Annotated in this window: 20 protein-coding genes and 1 tRNA gene; 8 read left to right on the forward strand and 13 right to left on the reverse strand. The window is 65.2% G+C overall.

The genetic code is table 11. The features are described 5' to 3' along the window. Window positions 1–154: 154 nt before the first annotated feature. From ACFC4D_RS21740 to ACFC4D_RS21775, 8 genes are read right to left on the reverse strand one after another with little or no spacing between them, the layout of a single operon-like run. Window positions 155–1,420 (reverse strand): alpha/beta hydrolase family protein, encoded by a 1,266-nt coding sequence (locus tag ACFC4D_RS21740; RefSeq protein WP_376065853.1) that lies wholly within the window; start codon window positions 1,418–1,420, stop codon window positions 155–157. A gap of 52 nt (window positions 1,421–1,472) precedes the next feature. After that, on the reverse strand, window positions 1,473–2,594 hold the full coding sequence (locus tag ACFC4D_RS21745; protein ID WP_376065855.1) for an amidohydrolase family protein: 1,122 nt from the start codon (window positions 2,592–2,594) through the stop codon (window positions 1,473–1,475). 39 nt (window positions 2,595–2,633) lie between these two features. Further along, on the reverse strand, window positions 2,634–3,644 hold the full coding sequence (gene dmpG, locus ACFC4D_RS21750) for a 4-hydroxy-2-oxovalerate aldolase (RefSeq protein ID WP_376065858.1): 1,011 nt from the start codon (window positions 3,642–3,644) through the stop codon (window positions 2,634–2,636). Beyond that, window positions 3,641–4,582: an acetaldehyde dehydrogenase (acetylating) gene (locus tag ACFC4D_RS21755; RefSeq protein WP_376065859.1), complete on the reverse strand. Its 942-nt coding sequence runs from the start codon at window positions 4,580–4,582 to the stop codon at window positions 3,641–3,643. Before ACFC4D_RS21755 ends, dmpG begins: the two co-directional genes overlap by 4 nt. Then, window positions 4,579–5,397 (reverse strand): 2-keto-4-pentenoate hydratase, encoded by an 819-nt coding sequence (locus ACFC4D_RS21760; RefSeq protein ID WP_376065861.1) that lies wholly within the window; start codon window positions 5,395–5,397, stop codon window positions 4,579–4,581. The genes ACFC4D_RS21755 and ACFC4D_RS21760 overlap by 4 nt, the downstream gene beginning before the upstream one ends. Next, a complete protein-coding gene (locus ACFC4D_RS21765) occupies window positions 5,394–7,148 on the reverse strand; it encodes a bifunctional 3-(3-hydroxy-phenyl)propionate/3-hydroxycinnamic acid hydroxylase (protein WP_376065863.1) in 1,755 nt (584 codons plus the stop codon). Before ACFC4D_RS21765 ends, ACFC4D_RS21760 begins: the two co-directional genes overlap by 4 nt. Continuing rightward, complete coding sequence (locus tag ACFC4D_RS21770; RefSeq protein ID WP_376065865.1) at window positions 7,145–8,173, reverse strand: VOC family protein; 1,029 nt, start codon at window positions 8,171–8,173, stop codon at window positions 7,145–7,147. Before ACFC4D_RS21770 ends, ACFC4D_RS21765 begins: the two co-directional genes overlap by 4 nt. Further along, complete coding sequence (locus ACFC4D_RS21775; protein ID WP_376066504.1) at window positions 8,170–9,039, reverse strand: alpha/beta fold hydrolase; 870 nt, start codon at window positions 9,037–9,039, stop codon at window positions 8,170–8,172. The genes ACFC4D_RS21770 and ACFC4D_RS21775 overlap by 4 nt, the downstream gene beginning before the upstream one ends. A gap of 157 nt (window positions 9,040–9,196) precedes the next feature. On the opposite strand from ACFC4D_RS21775, the gene ACFC4D_RS21780 reads away from it, so the two are divergent. Continuing rightward, window positions 9,197–9,835 (forward strand): TetR/AcrR family transcriptional regulator, encoded by a 639-nt coding sequence (locus tag ACFC4D_RS21780; RefSeq protein WP_376065867.1) that lies wholly within the window; start codon window positions 9,197–9,199, stop codon window positions 9,833–9,835. An 18-nt stretch (window positions 9,836–9,853) separates the two neighbouring features. On the opposite strand, the gene ACFC4D_RS21785 is transcribed toward ACFC4D_RS21780, so the two are convergent. Next, entirely contained in the window at window positions 9,854–10,888 is a 1,035-nt protein-coding gene (locus tag ACFC4D_RS21785; protein ID WP_376066507.1) for an amidohydrolase family protein, read from the reverse strand. A 247-nt stretch (window positions 10,889–11,135) separates the two neighbouring features. Here ACFC4D_RS21785 and ACFC4D_RS21790 point away from each other — a divergent pair. After that, window positions 11,136–11,208 (forward strand) — tRNA-Arg (locus tag ACFC4D_RS21790). Window positions 11,209–12,094: 886 nt separating this feature from the next. Here ACFC4D_RS21790 and ACFC4D_RS21795 read toward each other — a convergent pair. The 3 genes from ACFC4D_RS21795 to ACFC4D_RS21805 all read right to left on the reverse strand — a co-directional run bounded on the left by ACFC4D_RS21795 (window position 12,095) and on the right by ACFC4D_RS21805 (window position 14,428). Beyond that, window positions 12,095–12,586, reverse strand: coding sequence for a hypothetical protein (locus ACFC4D_RS21795; RefSeq protein WP_376065870.1), 492 nt, complete (start codon window positions 12,584–12,586; stop codon window positions 12,095–12,097). 1 nt (window position 12,587) lies between these two features. Next, the gene (locus tag ACFC4D_RS21800; RefSeq protein ID WP_376065873.1) at window positions 12,588–13,175 is read right to left on the reverse strand and encodes a hypothetical protein; all 588 of its coding nucleotides are present in this window, start codon (window positions 13,173–13,175) and stop codon (window positions 12,588–12,590) included. Window positions 13,176–13,780: 605 nt separating this feature from the next. After that, window positions 13,781–14,428 (reverse strand): MspA family porin, encoded by a 648-nt coding sequence (locus ACFC4D_RS21805; RefSeq protein ID WP_376065876.1) that lies wholly within the window; start codon window positions 14,426–14,428, stop codon window positions 13,781–13,783. Window positions 14,429–14,818: 390 nt separating this feature from the next. On the opposite strand from ACFC4D_RS21805, the gene ACFC4D_RS21810 reads away from it, so the two are divergent. After that, complete coding sequence (locus ACFC4D_RS21810) at window positions 14,819–15,277, forward strand: family 1 glycosylhydrolase (protein WP_376065878.1); 459 nt, start codon at window positions 14,819–14,821, stop codon at window positions 15,275–15,277. A 140-nt stretch (window positions 15,278–15,417) separates the two neighbouring features. On the opposite strand, the gene ACFC4D_RS21815 is transcribed toward ACFC4D_RS21810, so the two are convergent. Continuing rightward, window positions 15,418–16,233, reverse strand: a complete 816-nt coding sequence (locus ACFC4D_RS21815) for a helix-turn-helix transcriptional regulator (RefSeq protein WP_376065880.1) — start codon at window positions 16,231–16,233, stop codon at window positions 15,418–15,420. Window positions 16,234–16,370: 137 nt separating this feature from the next. On the opposite strand from ACFC4D_RS21815, the gene ACFC4D_RS21820 reads away from it, so the two are divergent. The 5 genes from ACFC4D_RS21820 to ACFC4D_RS21840 all read left to right on the forward strand — a co-directional run bounded on the left by ACFC4D_RS21820 (window position 16,371) and on the right by ACFC4D_RS21840 (window position 20,061). Beyond that, window positions 16,371–17,102, forward strand: coding sequence for an SDR family oxidoreductase (locus tag ACFC4D_RS21820; protein ID WP_376065883.1), 732 nt, complete (start codon window positions 16,371–16,373; stop codon window positions 17,100–17,102). Between the two features lie 3 nt (window positions 17,103–17,105). Beyond that, window positions 17,106–17,468 (forward strand): nuclear transport factor 2 family protein, encoded by a 363-nt coding sequence (locus ACFC4D_RS21825; protein ID WP_376065885.1) that lies wholly within the window; start codon window positions 17,106–17,108, stop codon window positions 17,466–17,468. Between the two features lie 191 nt (window positions 17,469–17,659). Next, entirely contained in the window at window positions 17,660–18,091 is a 432-nt protein-coding gene (locus ACFC4D_RS21830; protein WP_376065887.1) for an Rrf2 family transcriptional regulator, read from the forward strand. Window positions 18,092–18,183: 92 nt separating this feature from the next. After that, window positions 18,184–18,939 carry an SDR family NAD(P)-dependent oxidoreductase gene (locus ACFC4D_RS21835; protein WP_376065889.1) on the forward strand — a complete coding sequence of 252 codons (756 nt, stop codon included), beginning with the start codon at window positions 18,184–18,186 and terminating at the stop codon, window positions 18,937–18,939. A 12-nt stretch (window positions 18,940–18,951) separates the two neighbouring features. Next, the gene (locus ACFC4D_RS21840; RefSeq protein WP_376065891.1) at window positions 18,952–20,061 is read left to right on the forward strand and encodes an agarase; all 1,110 of its coding nucleotides are present in this window, start codon (window positions 18,952–18,954) and stop codon (window positions 20,059–20,061) included. Window positions 20,062–21,227 lie beyond the last annotated feature (1,166 nt).

Here is a 21,227-nt window from a genome sequence, read left to right on the forward strand (position 1 = left end):
CAGTAAACGGGGATCCACACCCGTCTTGCCAGAACCAGTACGAGCGACGCGCGGGTCGCGGCATGCGCGTGCGTTCGCATGATGTTTGTACAGGCGGAGTAAACGGTCACCGCGTCTACGAGTGCGGTCACAGCTGTGTGCAGCTCGGCTCGGATCAGCTCTGGCTGTGGACGGCGGCGATCACACCCGCTGCGGGCGCGTCGAGTTGCCCGCCGGTGCTGGTGTCGTTCTTGAGATAGCGGTCGAAGAAGGCGGTCGAGTACCGCATGTACGCCTGCGCTTTGGCTGTGAAATCGGCTTTGTCCCAAGGGAGTTGGACTGCACTGAAGTAGGGGTTCAATGCGGCGGCGTCGCTGACCAGGAAATGGTCGGTATCGCTGATTTCGACGAAGTATTTCGGTCCGTGGGCCGCGGCGTACACCTGCCACTGTGGTGCTCGGGAGGCTTCGAGGTAGGGGTCCGCACCGGTGATGAACATCAGCGGGATAGAGAGGTCAGCGGCGGCCTGTGGGATGTACGCGTCGCTGACGAAAACCGGTGAAGCGAGCGGCACGATCGCCTTGATTCGAGGGTCGCGGATCGCGTCCGCGGATGGCCATGCCTGTCGCGCGGGGAGGGCGCACGGATCGATGGCGGTGACAGGTGTGTGCGCGTCGATGGCGGGGATCGGGTGGTCGCACGGAATGCTCATTCCGCCCGTGAGGAGCGTGTAGGCCGCTCCCAGCGAGTGTCCGCTCATGCCGATCGCGTCGGGGTTCATCGAGCCGCCCAGGAGGTCGGCGTGATCGTCGTTGCGTCGCAGTGTCGTATCGAGTGCGGTACGGATTTCCTGCGGGCGGTAGGTCATCGCGAACTGGGTTCGTCGGAACCACTCGCCGTACAGGGAGAACACCGAATCGCTCGAGTTCTGTCCCACCAAAGCTTGCAGCCCCGCGGCCAATTCGGGGCCTTGCAGCCCGGGTACCGCGTCGGTGGCGTCGTCGTGATCGATGCCCACCACGACATATCCCTGACTGGCCAGGTTCTGGGTGTAGAAGTAGTAGCCGTCTCCCGGTGCGCCGAGTCCGGGCGAGAACATGATCAGTGGGTACGGTCCTCCCGAATGGTCGAGTGGCGCGTTTTCCACCGCCGTGCCGGTGATGCCGTTCGGGGTGACGAACGGTGGCTGCGAACTCGCCTGGGCCGGATACCAGGTAATCAGTCGCAGGTCACGACCGTTGTAGGTATAGGACGAGATGTTCACTCCGACGGGGTACCGCCCCAAAGGTGCTGCGGTCGTGACCGGTTCGGGCGGCGGCGGAATCGGCAGAGCCCGTGCCGATCCGCCGTGCACCACCGAGGTCACCGCGACGATGGCCGTGAACGAGATGGCTGCCGCGCAGTACCGCCGCAGGCGCGACTGCGATGTCGAGCGCACCATGGTTACTCCTGACGAGAGATTTCGATTCGCTCCGCCCTGTGCTCGAGGGCGGCTATGTCGCGACGGCTTCGGCCAGTCGCGGGAGTTGACGCAGGGGGTTGTGGTGTTCGACTTCCATGCGTTGATCGGCGTCGAAGATGTCGCTGAGTCCCGGTGCGGGGTCGTGGCTCCCTCTCTGAGGCAGGGTCGCGGCGCTGAAGGGCCAGTCCGATCCGAACACGATGTGATCGCGGCTGGTGACGGCGAGGACGCTGGCCATGGCCGCGGGGGCGCCGCTGAGGGCGGTGTCGTAGTAGAAGCGGGAGATCTGGGTGGCGGTGTCCAGGACCGAGGGCCGGGGCAGGGTGTCGGGCCACAACTCCCCCAGCACGGTCTGCGAGGCCACCCCGATCCGGTGCGATACGAACGGCAGTGTGCCACCGGCGTGGGCGAGCTGGAATCGGATGTCGGGGTAGCGCTGGGTGACGCCGGTGAACATCATCAGGGTCGCGGCCCGGGTGGTGTCGAAGGTGAACTCTTCCAGGAAATCCGGAAGGGGCAGTTCGGGTTTGGCGTCGGGCGCGATGGCCGCGGGGTGGACGAACACGAACGCGCGCCGGCGATTCAGTTCGGCCATGAGTGGTTCGAATCGTGGGTCGCCGAGGTAGATGCCGTTGTAGGCCGACAGCAGCACCACCCCGTCCAGGCGCAAAGTGTCCAGGGCGAAGGCGATTTCGGCGATGGATGCGGCCAGGTCCGGCATCGGCAGCACCGCGAAGGCGCCGAAGCGAGTGGGGTGGGTGCGGAACAGGTCCGCGGCGTAGGTGTTGCAGTAGCGGGCCATGTCGATCGCCTCCTGACCGCCGAGGAAGGACACACCCGGATCCGAGACCGACAGTGCTTGGGCTTGGATTCCGTAGTAGTCCATGAACCCGATGGCCTCCTCCGGTGACCAGTTCGGGGTCGGGTAGCCGCCGATCGTGAAGTGGCCGTGTTCGATCAGGGCGGCCCGGTAGTCCGGTGGCAGGAAGTGCGCGTGCAGGTCGATGCGATAGGTGCCCGACGGAGGCTGCTGGCTGCGCGCGGGCCCGGCCGCCATCGCGGTTCCGAGGGCGGCGAATCCCAGTGCGCCGGCGGCTGTTCCACCGAGGAGGCGGCGTCGACTGGTCTGGCGGGAGGAAGGAAAAGAGGTCACGGTCTCACTCACGGTCGGTGGAAATGGACAGGGTCGGATTCACCTGGACGCGGCGCACAAATCGAGCGCGACATCGACGATCATGTCTTCCTGACCGCCGACGAGTCCGCGCCGCCCGGCTTCCAGGAGCAAGGTGCGTACATCGATTCCATATGTGCGCGAAGCGGTTTCGGCGTGGCGCAGAAAGCTGGAGTACACCCCGGCGTAGCCCAGGGTCAAGGTTTCGCGGTCGACCTGCACGGGTCGGTCCATGAGCGGGCGGATGAGGTCCTCGGCGGCGTCGGTGAGCGCGTTCAGGTCAGCGCGGTGCTTCCATCCGCTCAGATCCGCGACCGCCACGAATGCCTCGAGCGGTGTATTGCCCGCTCCCGCACCGAGTCCGGCGAGCGAGGCGTCCACCCGGGTGACACCTTCCTCGACAGCGACGACGCTGTTGGCGACCGACAGGGACAGGTTCTGGTGGGCGTGCACACCGATCTCGGTGCTGGGTGCGAGGACGTCGCGATAGGCGCGCACGCGGTCGCGAATCCCGTTCATGGTGAGCCGACCGCCCGAGTCGGTGACGTAAACACACTGTGCGCCATACGATTCCATCGCCCTGGCTTGTTCGGCCAGCCCGGTGGGAGTGTTCATATGGCTCATCATCAGAAAGCCCGACACGTCCATGCCGAGTTCCCGGGCGAATCCGATGTGCTGGGCGGCGATGTCGGCTTCGGTGCAGTGGGTGGCCACCCGCACCGAGCGGACTCCCAGGTCGTAGGCGCGGCGAAGGTCGGCGATGGTGCCGATCCCGGGCAGCAGCAGTGTGGTCAGCCGAGCGTGGGTCAGGGCCTCGGCGGCCGCTTCGAGCCATTGCCAGTCGGTATGGCTGCCGGGGCCGTAGGTGAGGCTGCCGCCGGAGAGCCCGTCACCATGTGCGACCTCGATCGCGTCGACGCCCGCGGCGTCCAGCGCGGTCACGACCGCGGCGATGGTGGCGGGAGTGATGCGGTGACGCAGAGCGTGCATGCCGTCGCGCAGCGTGACGTCCTGCAGGAAGAGCTCGGTCATCGGATGTGCTCCCGGGTCGAAGCGATCTGTTCGGCGACGCGCATCGCGGCGGAGGTCATGATGTCGAGATTTCCGGCGTAGGCGGGCAGATAGTGCGCCGCGCCTTCGACTTCCAGAAAGACCGAAATCTGGTGTGTCACAGGCTCACCGCCGGTCAAGGTGTGCACCGGGCTGTCGTGCGGAATCGGGGTGATCTGGATCTGCTGTTTGAGCCGGTAGCCGGGCACATAGGCCGCGACCGAGTCCACCATCTCGCGCACGGCGCGCTCGATCGATGGTGCGGCTGCCCCAGCGGGGTCATGCACCAGCGCCAGGACCGTGTCGCGCATGATCAGCGGTGGTTCGGCGGGGTTGAGCACGATGATCGCGCGCCCGCGTCGCGCGCCGCCGACATCGCGGATCGCCGCGCTGGTGGTTTCGGTGAATTCGTCGATGTTCGCGCGCGTTCCCGGTCCGGCCGATTTCGAGGCGATGGAGGCGACGATCTCGGCATAAGCGACCTCGACCACTCCGGAGATGGCCGCCACGATCGGGATGGTGGCCTGCCCGCCGCAGGTGACCATGTTGACGTTGCGGGCGTCGCGGTGATCATCGAGGTTGACCGCCGGGACCACGAACGGGCCGACCGCGGCGGGGGTGAGGTCGATCAGGAACTTGCCGAAGGGCTCGAGCGCGGCCGCGTTGGCGCGATGCGCGCCCGCGGAGGTCGCGTCGAACACGATGTCGATCTCGTCGAAGCCGGGCATCGCGATCAATCCGCGCACACCGGCGGCGGTGACGGGCACTCCGAGGCGTTGTGCGCGCGCCAAACCGTCCGAGTCCGGGTCGATTCCGACCATCGCGGCCATCTGCAGGTGTTCGGACAGCCGCAGCACCTTGATCATCAGATCGGTGCCGATATTGCCCGACCCGATCACGGCTACTTTGGTGCGAGTCATGCGATCTCCCAAGTGAATTCGACCGAGCTCAGGATCGCGGTGCCGAGCGAGAGCTCCGCGCGAACCTGCTCGCCGGGAATCAGTGGAGCCATCGGGCCCAGTGCACCCGAGAGGACAATGTCCCCCTCCCGCAAGGGATTTCCGAGTTCGCGGGCGGTACGCGCCAGCCATGCCAGTGCATTGAGCGGGTCGCCCAGGCACGCGGCGCCGGTGCCTTCGGAGACCAGATCCTGGCCGATGCTCATGCGCATGGTGATCTCGCGTGGTTCGAACTCGCTCAGCATCAGATGCCGCTCACCGAGGGTGAACCAGCCACTCGAGGCGTTGTCCGCGACGGTGTCGGCGAAACTGATATCCCATCCGGCGATACGACTGTCGACGATCTCGAGGGCGGCGACGGCATAGGCGACCGCGCCACGCACGGTGTCGGCGTCGAGTCGATCGTGATCGAGATCCGCGGCGAGCACGAAGGCGAGTTCGGCTTCGACCTTGGGCTGCAACAGAAGTGGACGTTCGGCCGGCGGGGTCTGCGGAACCTGCATGTCGTGGAATAGCACGCCGAAATCGGGCCGGTCCACCCCGAGCTGCTGCTGCACCGCGGGCGAGGTCAATCCGATCTTGCGTCCGATGATCCGTGCCCCGAGAGCGCGCCGGTGGGCGACTCCGATGCTCTGGACCGCGTAGGCCGCCTCGATATCGTCGCGGCCGATCAGATCGCGGACCGGAGCAACCGCGGTGCCGCTGGTCGCGGCCGTACGCAGGCGTTCAGCGGCGCTCTGCAGCGTCGAAACCTGTTGGGTGCTCTGGAGTTTCATCGGGTCTCCTCGTAGTGGTTGCCGATCAGGTCCGGCTCCACCGGGGCGCTCGGGGTGCGGAGTGTCTGCGCGGGGCTCGAATGTGCCGCGAGGCCGAGCTGGCCGGTGAGGGCGGCGATCAGGGTGGGAGCGTTCTCGGGGGTGGCGGTACCGAAGACGAAACGGTCCGGGCGGATCAGCACGACCGCGCCCGCTCGCACACGCGCGCGCTGGAACCAGCGGGTCAACACCCCGGTGTGATCCTCGATATCGGTCACATCGTCGCGCCCGTCACCGGGTTTGCCCTGCGGGCGTCCACCGACGGGATAGACGGTGACGAACCGCGTGCCCATCGCGCGCAGGGCCTCGAGGTCCCGCGCGCCGAGTGTGGTGCGCGGATCCACACCGAGCCCGACCAGTGCGAAACCGAGTCCGAGGGCGTCGTCGAATCGCTGAAGTTTGCCGTCGTAGGTGCGCACCTGCGGCTGGGGTGTGAGCCGACCTTCGATGCCGAACAGGATCGAACGGTCCATCCCGAGATAGGCGCCGCGGCGAAATCGGGGTGCGGGCTTCATCTTCGCGCCGCGTACCCAGCCACCGAGGCCGGGTACGCGTACCGCGGTGGCGAGTGCGATATCGCGGAGGGTCGCGAGCACCGGATTATCAAGGGAGACAAGGTTCTTGTTGAACACCGACAGGTCGATCATTGCCTTGGCGTGCGGTCGGCGTTCGGTCTCGTAGCTGTCCAGGATCGACCCGTCCGCGCCGTGGCGCAGGATCGCGGTGAGTTTCCAGGACAGGTTGTCCACGTCGCGGACGCCGGAATTCATTCCCTGACCGATGAATTGGGGTGTCATGTGCGCCGCGTCGCCGGCCAGCAGGATTCGCCGGTCGCGCCAGCTGTCGGCGACGACGGCATTGAAGGTGTAGACGAGTTTGCGCAGCACCCGCACTTCGCTGGTGTCCACGAAACGGGAGATGTGCCGCTCGACGGTGGCGGGGTCCTCCATCTCCTCTTTGGTCTGGTCCTCGCGGAGCATGAACTCGAACCGGTGATGCCCATCGGGCTGCGGGCACGACACGATCGGCATGGCCGGATCGCAGACGAAGTCGAAGTAGGGCAGGTGCCGGAAGGCATCGATACCGTCGCGGGCTTCGAGGTCCACGACCAGCCACCGTTCGGGAAAGCTGGTGCCGGACATATCGATCCCGAGCCGGGTGCGCACAATGCTGCGGCCGCCGTCGCATCCGATGAGGTAGCGCGCCCGGACCCGCTCGCGGCTCCCGGGTTCGATCTCGAGGGGACCGGTGCCGTATCCCGAGCTGGTGCAGTGCTCGTGGTCGATCACCACCCCGTCGGCGTCCTGCTCGAAATCGGTGACCGAGCGGCCGCGACGAACGGTGACGTGCGGGTACTGCTCGAGTGCCCGTTCGAGACTGTTCTCGAGATAGGGCTGATAGAGAAAATTCGCCACCGGCCAGCCCAGCGGACGTTCGACCTGACGGAACTGCGCCAGGACCCGGCCGTCGCGGCGCACCCATTGCACGGTGGAGTCGGTGTTCATATCCGCGGCGAGTTCGTCTGCCACACCGGCGGTTTGGAAGATTCGCATGCCTTCGTCGTCGGTATAGACCGCGCGCGCCAGGCCGTAGTAATGCGGTTCGCGCTCGAGCACCAGCACGTCGATCCCGCGCCGGCCCAACAGGTTGGCCAGGGTCAACCCGGTCGGCCCGAGGCCGACGATCACGACCTCATGATCGAATTCGCTCATTTGCCTGTACTTCCGATGAGTTCGGGGACGGTGATTTCCGGGGTGCGCAGGCGCGCAACGACATTGCGCAACTGGTCGAACCTGTCCAGCGGGCTCTGCGCGACGGTGTTGTGCCCCCAGATGCTGATGCCCTGGTAGGTCGTGGCCGTCCAGGCGCGGTCCAGTTCGGGGGTGATCACGACCGGGTTCCAGCCGACCTCGAGTTCGAAACCCGAAGGGGTGACGCAGTAGAAGGACAGTTCGCGGTCGTTGGTGTGCTGCCCGACCGACCACGCCATCCGGAATCCCAGGTCGGTGACGCGTCCGAACGCGGCGAGCATGTCCTCGAGGGTCGCCGACTGGATGTTGACGTGCTGGACGCGGGTCCGGATGGGGTCGATCTTGAGGCCGCGGATATTGGCGACGGCGATCGAATGATGGCGTTCGTTGACGCGCAGGAATCGGATCTTCATCCTCAGTCCCGAGACGTTCTCGTCGATGAAATCCGACAGGCGCGAGTCGAACAGGGTGCGGTAGTAGGCGTGCATGAACTCCGGCTCGCGGGACACGATCGCCACGTGGCCCAGGCCGGCCTCGCCGGTCACCCATCCGGAGCTGAGCATCCGTAACGGCTCATCGGTGGTGATCGGGGTGGTGAAGACTTCTGTCTCAATGCCTTTGGGGCCCGGGAAGCGCCAGAGCCTTTCCACACCTCGCAGCGCGCAGTCCTCGGCGGTGCCCTCCCGGATCGGTACGCCGCGGTCGCTGACGCGGGCCAGAATCCGGTCGAACGTTTCGTGATCGTCCACATGCCAGCCCAGCGCGGTGACGTCCTCGGTGGTGCCGCGCCGGATCAGGAATCGGCATGCGCGGTCATCGAGCCGAAAGCGCAGTGTGTCCGCGTCGGGCCGGTCGGTGTGCAGTCCGATCGCGAGCGCACCGAACCGGTGCCAATCCGCGAGTCGCTGGGAGTGCACCACCAGATAGCCCAGATGTACTGCGCCATACACTGATTCGCTCGGATCGATCCGGGGGCGGTCACTCATGCCGACTGCCCCAGGAACGCCACGACGAGATCGTTGAACAGTTCCGCGCGTTCCCACTGCACCCAGTGGCCGGTGCGCGCGGCCAGATAGAGATCGCAGTTGGGCATGCGGTCGGCCAGCATGCGGGCGCCCTCGGGCCGGTTGACCTGATCGTCGGCACCCCAGATCACCAAGGTCGGGTGAGTGACCGAGCTCAGGCGCGGATCGCGGGTGAAGTCCATCCGCCATAGGGTGCGCAGCGCGCCGAGTCCGGACGGACGACGCAGCGGCGGGTTCGCCACCACCTCGGGATCCATACTCGCGCGGTACCGTTCGTCGATGATGTCGTCGGTGATCGCGCTCGCGTCGTACACCAGGTAGTCGCGCAGGAATTGCGCGAGTTTCTCCCGGCTCGGGCCCTGCCCGGTGTAGTAGGACAGCAGGGACTGCAAACCACTGGTCGGCAGCGTACGGGTAGTACCGACGCCACCGGGGCCCATGAGGATCAGCTTGCCGACCTGTTCGGGCCGGTCCATTGCCAGCCGCAATGCCGCGGCACCGCCGTAGGAGTTGCCGATCAGATGGGCTCGGGGCACCTGCAGCGCCTCCAGCAGTCCGCCGATCGCGGCGGCGAGATCGCCGAACGGGTCGCGCTGATCGATGTGCTTGCTCGATCGGCCGTAGCCCGGCAGATCGGGCACGATCACCCGGAACCGGCGGGCCAGGACCTCGATATTGCGTGAGTAGTTCGACAACCCCGACGCTCCCGGTCCACCGCCGTGCAGCAGCACCAGCACCGGGCCGGTGCCCGCCTCGGTGAAGAAGATGTCGCGGTCACCGACGCGGACCGTTCGCCCGGCCTCGACCTTGTTGTCTGTGCTTGTCACGGCTACCTCCAGAGCGTTGATGATGAAATCATCAGTCAAGATGGTTTCCTCTGTCAAGCAAGATTTGATGATTTGATCAGAACTGTGAGTTGCATCGTAAATCGGAGCTGACAGATTCCTCAGATATGATTTGGCTTCCAAGAGGGAAGTAGGTCCGATGACTGCCGAACCCGCGGCGCCCACCCGCACCGACCGCCGCCGCGAGCGCACCCGCAACGCGCTGCTGGCCGCCGCGCGTGGGTTCCTGTCCGAAGGCCGGTCCTCGGTGAGCATCCAGGAAATCACCGATGCCGCCGACGTCGGCTTCGGCAGCTTCTACAACCACTTCGACTCCAAGGAACAGCTTTTCGACGAAGCGGTCCGCTCGGCCCTGCTGGTCTACAGCGAGATGCGCGATCAGATCGTGGCGCTGTACGAGGACCCGGCCGAGGTGTTCGCGGTCAGCTTCCGGATGACCGGGCGCCTGCAACGCCGCATACCGGAAATGGTGAAGGTCGTGCTCAACTCGGGGATGGGCGTCATGCTCCGCAACGAGGGACTCGCCCCGCGGGCACGTCACGATATCCGCGCGGCCCAGGACGCCGGGCGCTTCGAGCCGATGGACGCGGATCTGGCAGTCATGTCCGCGGGCGGGGCCCTGCTGGGACTACTGCAATTGCTCGACGCGGACCCCGGCGCGGACGCCGACGCCCTCTCCGACGAGATGACCTATCGCATGCTGCGCATGTTCGGTATGAACAAGCGCACTGCGGAACGACTCAGCACCGGCGCACTGCCCGAGATTCCGGAACTCTGAATCGGTTCCGCTGCCGAGTCACCGGCGGTTCGCGGCGCGCGCCACCGCCCGAAACACGCGCGTGCGCACCTCGTTTCGCACTCGGGTGCGCAATGACCGCTCGCGCACCGGAGCCGCCACGCCACCGAAACGCGGGAATAATGCGGCGGCGTTCGCGCGGTCGATCGCCGCGCGCGTCGTCTCGTCGACCCCTCGAAACTCGGTGAGACCGGCCTGGAAGTAGTGCACGGCCGGTTCGGGGGCGAACGGCCAGTCGCTGCCGTAGAGCACATGGCCCGGTGCCGCGAACTCGAGCAGCGTGGGCAGGGCGGCCGCGCTCGAAGTCAACGCGGTATCGAAGTAGAAACTCGCGAGCTCATCGAGAACCTCGATCGGGCTGCGCCCGGTCTGGGTGAAGATGCTCAGCGCCATGCGATGCGAGGCATAGGGGACGAATCCCCCGCCGTGACTGAGCACGAACCGAATGTTCGGGTATTGCTGACGAATACCATTGCGCACCAGCAGATATGCCGCACGGCTGGTATCGAGCAGGAAGTCCGCCGCGAACGGCAGCACCCCCGGGACGGTGGGGCCGGGCAGATCCCCCGGGTGCACGAACGCCACCGCCGCGCGCTCATCGAGCACGCGGAACAACGCGTCCTGGCCCTCCTCACCCAGGTAGGTACCGCGCGAATTGCCCAGCAGGACAACCCCATCCGCACTCAGATCATCCAGCGCCCGGGCCGCCTCCTCCGCCGCGGCCGCCACATCGGGAAGAGGAACCGTGGCGAAGAACCCGAAGGTCTCCGGCGCGCCCGCCGCCAGCTCGGCGGCGTAATCGTTCGCCGCTCTAGCCAGCTTCGCCGCTTCAGCGGAATCGGACAGGAAGGTTGTGCCGGGAGTCGACACGGACAAGATCGCCGATCCGATACCGGAACCCGCCATCGTGTCGATGGCTTCCCGCGGGCTCCAGACCGGAAGCTCTCGGCCACCCGCCACTGTGATGCCGTGCGAACGGAGCGCTTCTGCATAGACCGGCGGAATCATGTGCTGATGCACGTCGATTCGGTTCAGCGACATGCCGAACGTCCTCTCAGTCGAACTCGGAGTCGTGTGGTTCATGCACCACAACCTTTTCGACAGTATGATCATTTCTGAGACTAATATCAATAATGGCAGAGGCATGAATCGTGCCTTAGACATGCCGAGCAACGTTCAGCCTGTTGATCTTTCGGGATGCCAATTGGCCGGTGCGCGCCATGAGCGGACATCCTCGCCGCTACCCTCTCCTTAGGGAAGCAGGTATGTTTCTGATCGGGCTGCCCTCGTAGCTCAGGGGATAGAGCGACGCTCTTCTAAAGCGTGGGCCGCAGGTTCGAATCCTGCCGGGGGCACCGTCAAGACAGTCTTTCACTCAGATCGGCTGAGCCGCTGGATCTTCCATCGCACTGCTCTAGCCGGTTCGATCGGCGCGGTATACGGCAATGGCGTGCGCTCGGAACCGGCCGCCTGCGCGACGGGGGAACCACGCCGAAAGCACATAGGAGCGGGATACTCGGGCTTCCCGGCAGCATGATGATCGCGTGGACTCTGCCCCAACCATCGGGCTCAATCTCGAGCACGAGTGATCACCGATGCCCATAGACGTCTCGCGGAGGATTTCGCTGTCATTGCCTCTCCGCGGTGGTCGGAGCGCGCACTCTCCGCATGCTTGAACCGGCTCATGACCAGCACCGTCACGGGAGTCGTCGCACATCGCTGTCCAGGATGCGTGGGCAGAGGACGAGTGGACGGTCGTGGTCGTCTATCGATCCCCCTGATCGGCCCAGAACGAGACCGAGAATGCCAGCTCATCGCCGTGGTAGTCCGTGCGGATCCGGAATCGCTCTCCCGGCCTCAACCACCGATCTTCGCCCAGCGGTTCCAGCCAGAGGATGAGCCATCCGGCGGAGTCATTGCAGACATCCATACCGCAGCGTAGCGACCACTCGCAGATGAGCCTGAGATGATCTGGGCGCGTTGGTGCCGCGGGGCTTCGAACCGCGCGATCAGCGGCAATGCAGTGCGCTCCAGTGGGCCTCGGTCAAACCTGGATCCGGTGGTCAGTCACTCTCATTCGCTCACTTCACCTGATCCGGTCAATCCGAACTTTCTGACTCGCGCGGCAACAGTCCTGTCCCAAGCCCGCTCCCGTCGCTCCGCGAGGGTCCACAGCAACCCACTCGAGCATCCGAGACTGGCAGCTTCCGGCGAACAGATGTCGCATGATTCCAGACCTGGTCAGGAGTCTGATACAGGCCAGCCGCTCATGTCGTTTCTGCATCCCGTTGTCTTCTCGAGTGGATTGGGGACAGGTGCATGTACGCGTGCGAGGTCTATGTCCTCTTGTGAGACTGAAGACCGAGGCGCGACGCCGAAGTAGATAGTCAGAGGATTGGCGTTGAAGTCAGGAACGCAGATCCCCAGTACGACGAGTTGTTCTTTCGGGACGCCATCGAGGTTGTCGCCGTCCCGAAGTGGGACAACGCGAGGCTGACCGACGGGACGCATCACCTTTCCGTTTGAGAGTCCGAGTGAGTCCTCGGCCCGCGGTAGGGTTTCGCCGATTACGGAGTCGAAGAGTACGAGGTGATTAGGAGCGGGGTTCTCTACGCGCGCGGGTTCCGGTGCACGCCAGTTGATGAATATGATCACAATGCCGACTAGCGCAGCCAACACAGCCACTGCGACAACCGCCAGCGTTCGCACCGAGATCTCAATGGTCTTTCGCATATCAGGGCTCCGGTTCGACGACGGGATTAAGCGAAGTTATTGGGTTGTAATACGAGCCACTGGCAGTTCCCGTTTCCATCGTGGGCCTACACCCCTTCAGCCAGCTGCTGCAGTCGTAGCGCTGCCAGATCCCCTCCCAATCTGAGCGTGTGTACTGCTGATAGAAGGCGATCTGCTGGCCAGGTGGGATATCATATTTTGAACAATCAACCGTGACCGTATCGCTCAGCCCACTCGACGTCGATTCCGAGTTGGTAATCGAGACGTTACCACTTGCCCCACCAGCGCCGGCGCTCCCGCCGACCGATGTACTAGTTACGCTGATCGCCTCCGAAGACCAAGTCTTCGTATAAGAGTTCTTGTCGCCCGACTTACAGACGATCAACGGATTCTGCTTCAGCGGCGGATTGCTGGAGCCTCGGTTCTCTACACGGTTGATTACCCAGTGGTAGTAGTCGTCTTCCCGACTCCAGATTCCCGGCAGCGGCCCAACATCACCTGGAATAATGTTGCCATTCTTGTCCTTTGGGCAGCTGGCGCATCCATTACCATTCGGACCGCTACCAGGTGGCGGTTCCTTTGCGTCCAATTGGACAGAATGTAAGGGAAGATCGGGGCGCAGAGGTTGTGAATTCGGTGCGGGTGGAGTCTGCGCATTCTGCGGTGGCTGTTCGGCAGGAGCTGGCCCGGTCGGTGGCGGAGCGTCGTTCGGGCCGGGGCCTGCGGCCGGAGGCTGCGGTGGAGCCGACACGGCAGGCGGAGGTGGCGCGTTGCCGGGTCCAACGGGCGGGGTGTAGCCCGGGACCGGGACGATGGGGGTGCCGTTGCCGGGTCCGACCGGTGGCGGGGTGAGCGCGCCGGCGTTGGTGCCGCCGCTGTTGCCGGTCGAGGGTTGGCCCGGTATTACCGGGGTCGGCAGCGGTGGTGGGGTGGACGGCTGGCCCGGCGGCGGGGTTGGTGGTTCGGGGACGTCGATGCACGGCCATCCTGGGTGCATCTGCTGCCACTGCGCACAGGGGATATACGGTCCGGCCTGCGCGGGCGAGGCACCCCGGCCCTCGACGACGAGTATCACGATAGCGATCACGAGCAATTGCGCCGCACCCAGCGTCCCCGTGGTAACGGTTCGCCGCCGGTGGATTCCACGGTCTTGTCCGGCCATGAAGGCTCTCCTTTCGACGGATCGAAACTGGTTCACAGCCAGATGGGGTCGCCGTAAACGGTGACGGTGTTGTCCGCGGTGGGGGTGGAGATGCGGGCGGTGGCGTAGGAGCGCAGGGTGACCGGTCCCATGCAGGCGTCGATCTTGACTTCGATGCCGTCGGCGGTGATCGAGGCGCGAGGTCCGGCCAGGGGTTTGGTGCCGAAGTCGATGGTGGCGATGGAGCCGGGTTTCAATGTGGTGGAGATGTTGGGTGAGACCGAGGCGCTGGCGCCGACGCTGACCGACGGGAACTGGGAGATGGTGACCGAGGCGTTGGGGCCGACAGAGAATCCCATGCCGAGGGCGAGTCCGTTGGAGACGTCGACCTGGCAGCCGATCTGGTAGCCGAGGGCGACCGTGCCCGTCGAGATGGCTTGGGTGCCGGTGCCGCGTACTTCGGCGACGGCTTTGAGGGCGACGAAGCCTTCGCGGGTGAACATGGTGGCGGCCAGGTTCGGGTAGCGGTCGAGATTCTCGCTGGTTTTGGTGATCGACAGTTGCCAGCCGTCGTCGGTGTCGACGACGCGGTTCTTGTCCGCGACAGTGTCGGCCTGGCTCGTACCCGTGCCCAGGACCGGCAGGGTCGCGGTGATGGACGCCGCAAGTACGGCGGTGAGTGTGGTGTGTCCGGTGACCATGGATGTCACCCGCTCCTTCGTGGGAGGCACCTGCGCGAACCCGGCGGCGTTGCGTGGGTTCGGGTGGTGTCGTCGAATCGGGATGTCACCGCACAGCAGCGACTCCGCTACTAGAGCTGGAACACACCTGTCAACGGAATGTGGTCACCTGGCACACCAGGTGGAAACCTGGCGTCACACCGAGGTTTACACAGGTGGTGGAGCCCTTCTTCGACCTGATTCGGGGGAGTGAGCTGCGTCACCGTGCTGCGGTGGGTGCCTGGAATCGGTACCCGTGAACCACTGGGAATCGGGACAGGCGGGTCTTGACTCACCGACTCCGCAACTTCTAAGCGAATATTCTGGTCTCACACGCCAACGCCGGACCCTGGGCAGATCGTCAAGGCAGCCGTGGCCGCATCACTGGCGGCCGTATCGCTGGTGGCGGTCGGCTGCGCCGGTACCCGCTCCGCCACTCCGGATACGGGTGCGGCCACGGGGATCGATCCGCTGGGTGCGGCTTTCCTCTTCGGTATGGCTACCGCCAGTTTCCAGGTCGAACGCGCGACACCGGACAGCAATTGGTCGCGCTACGCCAACAGCGGCGCGGTCACCCATCCCGTCGGTGACGCCACCGACTTCTATCACCGCTACAACGACGACATCGTCCTCGCCCGGGGCCTGGGTGCCGAGGTATTTCGGATCAGCGTGGAATGGACACGCCTGCAACCGAACCCAGGAGAGCGGGACCCAACAGCGCTCAAGTACTACGACCGTGTCCTGGCCTCGATCCGCGCCGCGGATATGCGGCCCATGATCACACCCGACCACTCGGTCTATCCGGGCTGGAAATCCGATCAGGGCGGATGAGCCGACCTCGGCTTCGTGACCGACTGGACGGCTAACGCCCGCACGGTCGTGGACCGGTACTCCGGTCACAGCCCTCGCCCAGCCGCAGAAGAGGACGTTGGGGAGGCCAGGGGCAAAGTGTCGCCCTCGAGGTCGACGGCTCAGTGTCGGATCGAATCGGCGCGTCGTGTCAGGGTCGAGAGGGCTTCGACGCTGCCGGGTGCGGCTGTGCCGACGAGCAGTTGCTGTCCTGGCGTGTGTTGGACGTCGAAGGTTTGGTAGATCAGCTCGACTCGCCCGCAGCGTGGATGGTCGAAGACTTTGGTCTTGCGGCCGAGACTGTGCACGTCGTTGGTCTGCCAGAGTGCAGCGAATTCGGTACTGGTGGTGAGGAGTTGGTCGATCAGGGCAACGGTACAGGCATCACGGTCGTGGCTCGTAGCCAGGCGCAGCGCCTGCACGGTGTCGCGGGCAATCTCGGGCCACGCGGCGAACAAGGTCCGGGCGGCAGGGTCGTGGAACAGCGAGTAGACCATGTTGCGGGTGTCGGCGAGCGGTTCGAGCAAGGCGTCCGCGAGGGCGTTCGCGGCGAGGATGTCGAGACGCCGGTTGACGATGTAGGCGACCGCCGTAGGGAAGGCGTCCATGAGGCGGCGCAATTCGGGGTCGACCTCGTCGGGTGCGGCGGTGGTTTCGGGACGGGGCAGCAAGCCCGCGAGCCGGAACAGGTGCCAGTGCGCGTCGGAATCCAGGCACAGTGTCCGCGCGAGCGCGTCGACCACTTGCGCGGAGGGGTTGGTCTCGCGGCCCTGCTCGAGCCGGGTGTAGTAGTCGGCGCTGACGCCGGACAGCACGGCGACCTCTTCGCGGCGGAGGCCGGCGACTCGACGCGGACCGGTGGTGGGCATGCCGACCTGTGCCGGGGTCAGCCGGGAGCGGTGGGCACGCAGAAACTCACCGAGTTCGTTGCCGGTCATCAGCCCAGCCTACGTCCGGAGGATCCTGGGTGCCGCACTCCTAGGAAGCCGGGGCCTGGGTATTCGCGGTGAATGATCGGATGCTCAGGAGTGCGGCGGCCGAACGAGGCCACCGATCACCGACAGAAGGGGAAGATGTGCCTGAGGCGGACGGCAAGGTTGTGCTGATCACCGGAGCCAGCAGCGGAATCGGCGAGGCGACCGCTCGCATCCTGGCTGCCGCGGGTCATCTGGTTGTCCTGGGCGCGCGGCGAGTGGATCGAATTGAAGTGCTGGCCAAGGAGATTCGAGCCGAGGGCGGTAACGCCGAGTACCACGCGCTGGATGTGACCAGCCTGGAAGATACGCAAGCGTTCGCCGCGCACGCACTCGAACGGCACGAGCGTATCGATGTGCTGGTCAACAACGCGGGAGTGATGCCGCTCTCGCGGCTGGACGCGCTCGCGGTCCAGGACTGGGACCAGATGATCGATGTCAACATCCGGGGCGTGCTGTACGGCATCGCCGCGGTGCTGCCGTCCATGCGTGAGCGCGGGCAAGGCCACATCGTGAATCTCGCGTCGGTATCCGGGCATCGAGTCGATCCGACCGCCGCGGTGTACAGCGCCACCAAGTACGCGGTGCGCGCGATCTCGGAGGGCCTGCGGCAGGAAAGCCGCGATATCCGCGTCACCGTCATCAGCCCCGGCCTGACCCGCAGCGAACTGACCGATGGCATCTCCGACAACGACATCCGTGAGGCGGTGCGCGACAGCATGCGTGAGGCGATACCCGCGAGCGCGATCGGTGCCGCGATCCAGTACGCGATCACCCAGCCCCAGCAGGTCGATGTCAACGAGATCGTCGTGCGTCCCACGGTCCAGGGCTGAACCATGGCGATCACTGAGCATCAAGTCCGGACTTGGGTCGAGGCATACGTGCGCGCGTGGAATACCAACGCGGCCAAGGACATCAGCGCCTTGTTCAGTCCGGACGCGGAGTATCACGAATGGCCCTACGCCACTGACTGGATCGGACGCGAGGCCATCATCGAAGGCTGGCGCGGTCGCCAGGCATGGCAAGAAGGCGGCTGGACCTTCGACTGGTCGCTCCTGATGATCACCGGCGACACCGCCGCCATCCACGGCGTCGGTCACTACAAAGAGCTCGGTGAATTCGCCAACCTGTGGACCGTCACCTTCGGCACGCGCGGCAAATGCATCATGTTCCGGATGTGGAACAACCAGCTTCACTGAAATACCGAACGAGGCCCAGCCAGAACTCGCAGACCGGCACATCGCGCTCATTTTGCAGTTGCGGATACTTCGCAGACCCCAAATCGGCTCGGCCGGTTGATCTTCGGCAGTTCAGTGCCAGCAGGCTGGGATAGGTTGCAAGATTTAGTCGTAACTATTATTGTTACGTTCGAAGGGAAGGTGAGGATGCCGTGAGCGCGAACAGCAAGCTGACCGTCGCCGCGCATACCCTGACCTGGATCGGGCTGTATCAGCGCCGCGGCAACGACGTTGCCACCTCGGAGCAGATCGCCACGAGTGTCAACACCAATCCCGTGGTGATCCGCCGGCTTTTGGCCGAGTTGCGCAGGGCCGGTCTGGTCGATTCCCGGCGGGGCGCCGGTGCCGGTTGGATGCTGACACGGAACCTGGCGTCGATCAGCCTGCTGGACGTCTACGAAGCGATCGAGCCCGGGCCGATCTTCGGCATGCACCCGTCTCCTCCAGACCCCGAGTGCGTCGTGGGCCACGGTATCGGACCCGCAATGACCACCGTGTACGACGGAATCGAAGCCACTCTGCGCACCGAATTGGCCCGAACCACCCTCGAAGACGTATTGCGGGATGTGCTGAAAACCGCCTGACCACAGTCGTCGACGCCTTCTCGACACGGGAAGGCTCACGCCACGCTCGTCGATGTAACAAAAATAGTTACCTCAAAGTATGGGAGAAGACCATGGGTCAACTGGACAACAAGACCGCTCTCGTGACCGGAGCCTCCACCGGCATCGGCTTGGCCATCGCCCGCCGGTTCGCCGCCGAGGGAGCGACCGTCTATCTGACTGGCCGCCGCAAGGCCGAACTGGACGCCGCCGTCGACCGGGTGGGCAGCCGGGGAATCGGTATCCCAGGCGACGTGTCCAGCCTCGAGGATCTCGACCGGCTCTACGCTCAGATCGGTGAGCAGAGCGGCCATCTCGACATCGTCGTGGCCAATGCCGGGGTTGGGGACTTCGGTCCGCTCGGCGACATCACCGAAGCCGACTATGATCGCACCACCGCCATCAACCTCAAGGGCACCGTGTTCACCGTCCAGAAGGCGTTGCCGCTGCTGTCGACTGGTGCGTCGGTGATTCTGCTGTCCTCGAGCGCGGCTCTGCGGGGCGTTCCGGGCCTGGGCATCTATGCCGCGACCAAAGCCGCCATCCGGAGCTTGGCTCGCACCTGGGCCGCCGAACTGGCCGGCACCGGTATCCGGGTCAACGCACTCACCCCCGGTCCTGTCACGACCCCCGGCGGCGAGGAACTACGGGCCGTGTTCCCCCAAGACGACCGCACCGGCCCGGCCGCCGAGTCCGCAGCGCCGACCCCGCTCGGCCGGGCTGGCCATCCCGACGAAGTCGCGGCAACCGCGCTCTATCTGGCTTCGGACCAGAGCTCCTTCACCACCGGTGCGGAACTGTTCGTCGACGGCGGCGCCACCCAACTCTGACGAAGGAGCCCCATGATCAGCCACAGTCCGGCGTTCCGGATCCAACAGACCGGGGCCCGTTGGACATTCGTCGACCCGGCCGGAGCACAGTTCGTCAGCGTCGGTGTGGCCCACGCGGACGAGACCAACCTGATGTACCCGCACAATCTGCATGTGTGGCGTCAGCGTTATGGCAGCAAAACGGCCTGGCTGCGCAATGGTTTGGAAGCGGACCTGTCTGCGTGGGGATTCAACACGATCAGCGCCACCGAGGAGGTCGTGGCCGGACACGACCTCGCCGCCGCAGGCGGCCCGGTCGACATCGCGCACAGCAGCGGCTGGCCGGCACCCGACTACCAGTTGACACGCATGCCCTATTGCGTTCCCCTGCGGCCGCTGGAAATCGAGTCCTGGAACGGCTTCCCCGCCTACCGAGATGTCGAGTCACCGAATTTCGCCGAATACTGCGACTATCTCGCGCGCCGCCACGTACTACCGCACGCCGGCAATCCACTGCTGCTCGGATACTTCCTCACCGATGCCCCACGCTGGCAAGACCATCCATCCGGTGCCGGCTTCGCCGGAGCCGATTCCCCTGACCGCCTCTACGAACTGGCGACGGCCTACTACCATGCCGTCACCACCGCCATCCGGCACTACGACCCGCACCATCTGATCCTCGGTGACCGCTACGGTCTCGTTGCCGGGATGCCCGAACCGGTACTCACAGCGGCGACACCCTACATCGACGCCTGGTCGGTCCAAGTCTTCACCGGCGCCGACCCGGGCAAACTACAGCACGCCCTCGACACCTTCGACGCGCTCTACGAGCGGACCAGCAAACCGATCCTGATCGCCGACACCGGAAACTGGTGCGCTACACCGACGAGTCCCCACCGTGTCTCCGACATCCCCGACCAACGCAGCCGAGCCATCCACTACCAGCGAACGATCACGGCCTACGCATCCCGCCCCTGGCTGCTGGGCTGGCATTGGTGCGGATATCTGGAAAACCCAGCACGCGGCGTCGGCATGAAAAGCCCCGACGACGAGCCCTACCTCGCATTCGTCGAGCCCGTAAGCGAATTCAACCACGCCACCACCACCGCCCTCGGACACGGCCTCCACACTCGGACACGATGATCGCGCAACCCACGCAATGACATCAGGCCGCCTCGGCGAGATAGTCTGCGCCACAAAGAGATCCAGCCGAACTCGGATTCCGCGAGCCGGATCAATTGAACCCTGGATCATCACGTAATCGGCAGTTCAGTGCGTTCGGTCAGCACCGGATCACCACGGCCGGTTGATCTTCCATCGCATCGTGCTGGCCGGTTCGTTCTGCGTGGTATGCGGTGTGGCCTCAGGCGGTAGCGGATGTTTCGACGGGCTCGGGTCCTCATGGGTGGTCGCGCTTCCGCTATGGCAGCAATAGGGTGAGTTCTGCGGCTGGCTGCGGACAGCGGCTGCCTAAGTCCCCTGGGAAGGCGATGGTCGTGACCAACTTTCCGAGAGTTGTAGAGCCTGCACTGTTGGAACTCGCAGGTCTGATGACGGCAATGACCGACACCGAGCGGGCGACATTGGCTCCGCGCCTGAACGCGATCGCGCAGGTGTTGCGCGGGCTTGCGGTGATCCTTCCGCCCGACCCGCGGTCGAACTGACATCGGCTCGGATGATCGAGGGGCTCGGCCATATGGCGTGCAGTACCTCTCGGCGGTCTTGGACCTCCACTCTCTGTTGGTCCGCTGCCCACAGGGCCGCTTTGTCAGTGCGCCACGCGGCAATATCGAACGCCCTGTCGGACTTGGACCTTCATAACTGGTTACCGCTTCCGCAGTCCCGCGTCGACCGCTTCAACTGGCGCGGTATACGGCCAGTTGGACACTTGTTGTCAGGATTCGTTGGGACACCTCTCGAGGGGCGTCGAGCAGGCAAGGCAGTAGTCAACCGGCCGTGCCGTCTCTGTCAGGGAGGCCAGGTGGCCCGGACGCTGGGGGGTGGGTGCGTCCGGGCCTGGTCTGCCCGAGGCTGTGGCCAGTTCCAGGCAGTCGGAGTTGGTCGCCGAGCGGAGCGGGTCACCGGGTGGCGGGAGCTGGGTACACCACCTGATGACGCGCGAGTGCGGGAGGACCGCACGGCGGCCGTATGCCCGGTGGGGCGGAGCCTGGGCCGACACCGGCGAGCGCGCCGCCGGTGCTTCCAGTGTGAAACATTGTGTGCTGCTCCGCATCTCGTGCGCGGTACGACTCCGGATCGGGCACGAGGGTCGGCGGTGACTGGTCGGTCGGATTGGCACGAATGGTCAG

Origin of the sequence: Nocardia sp. NPDC056000, from assembly GCF_042269265.1 — a bacterium.
GTDB lineage: Bacteria > Actinomycetota > Actinomycetes > Mycobacteriales > Mycobacteriaceae > Nocardia.

What these genes read in the sequence shown, in the direction of transcription:
- ACFC4D_RS21740 (WP_376065853.1), bottom strand. Translation starts at nt 1,420, where the DNA reads ATGGTGCGCTCGACATCGCAGTCGCGCCTGCGGCGGTACTGCGCGGCA.
- dmpG (WP_376065858.1), bottom strand. Translation starts at nt 3,644, where the DNA reads ATGACCGAGCTCTTCCTGCAGGACGTCACGCTGCGCGACGGCATGCAC.
- ACFC4D_RS21755 (WP_376065859.1), bottom strand. Translation starts at nt 4,582, where the DNA reads ATGACTCGCACCAAAGTAGCCGTGATCGGGTCGGGCAATATCGGCACC.
- ACFC4D_RS21760 (WP_376065861.1), bottom strand. Translation starts at nt 5,397, where the DNA reads ATGAAACTCCAGAGCACCCAACAGGTTTCGACGCTGCAGAGCGCCGCT.
- ACFC4D_RS21765 (WP_376065863.1), bottom strand. Translation starts at nt 7,148, where the DNA reads ATGAGCGAATTCGATCATGAGGTCGTGATCGTCGGCCTCGGGCCGACC.
- ACFC4D_RS21770 (WP_376065865.1), bottom strand. Translation starts at nt 8,173, where the DNA reads ATGAGTGACCGCCCCCGGATCGATCCGAGCGAATCAGTGTATGGCGCA.
- ACFC4D_RS21780 (WP_376065867.1), top strand. Translation starts at nt 9,197, where the DNA reads ATGACTGCCGAACCCGCGGCGCCCACCCGCACCGACCGCCGCCGCGAG.
- ACFC4D_RS21795 (WP_376065870.1), bottom strand. Translation starts at nt 12,586, where the DNA reads ATGCGAAAGACCATTGAGATCTCGGTGCGAACGCTGGCGGTTGTCGCA.
- ACFC4D_RS21805 (WP_376065876.1), bottom strand. Translation starts at nt 14,428, where the DNA reads ATGGTCACCGGACACACCACACTCACCGCCGTACTTGCGGCGTCCATC.
- ACFC4D_RS21815 (WP_376065880.1), bottom strand. Translation starts at nt 16,233, where the DNA reads ATGACCGGCAACGAACTCGGTGAGTTTCTGCGTGCCCACCGCTCCCGG.
- ACFC4D_RS21825 (WP_376065885.1), top strand. Translation starts at nt 17,106, where the DNA reads ATGGCGATCACTGAGCATCAAGTCCGGACTTGGGTCGAGGCATACGTG.
- ACFC4D_RS21835 (WP_376065889.1), top strand. Translation starts at nt 18,184, where the DNA reads ATGGGTCAACTGGACAACAAGACCGCTCTCGTGACCGGAGCCTCCACC.
- ACFC4D_RS21840 (WP_376065891.1), top strand. Translation starts at nt 18,952, where the DNA reads ATGATCAGCCACAGTCCGGCGTTCCGGATCCAACAGACCGGGGCCCGT.